Origin of the sequence: Streptococcus sp. HMSC077D04, from assembly GCF_001808785.1 — a bacterium.
Taxonomy (GTDB): domain Bacteria; phylum Bacillota; class Bacilli; order Lactobacillales; family Streptococcaceae; genus Streptococcus; species Streptococcus mitis_BX.
In genome coordinates this window covers 1-305 of sequence record NZ_KV794469.1, presented here as the reverse complement: position 1 = coordinate 305, position 305 = coordinate 1, and the positions used below count along the sequence as shown (strand labels likewise).

Annotated in this window: 1 pseudogene; it reads left to right on the top strand. The window is 32.1% G+C overall.

The features are described 5' to 3' along the window. Positions 1 to 305, top strand: a pseudogene (locus tag HMPREF2701_RS00985) (helicase); the annotation flags it as partial.

The window sequence follows — 305 nt, the reverse complement described above, 5'->3', positions numbered from 1 at the left end:
AAATTTTTCCCTACTAAAAAGGTCTTTGTGACTACTAAGAAAGATTTTGTGAAGGAAAGAAGAAAACAGTTTGTGTCACGTATTATTACAGGAGATTACGATGCCATTGTCATTGGGGATTCTCAATTTGAAAAGATCCCTGTCAGTAAAGAAAGACAGATGAATTATATCGAGGATAAACTTAATGAACTACGAGAGATTAAAACACATTCTGAAAATAAGTATACTGTTAAAGAAGCAGAACAATCAATAAGTAGTCTAGAGAAACAATTTGAAGAACTCCAACGCTTTAATCGTGATAGTTT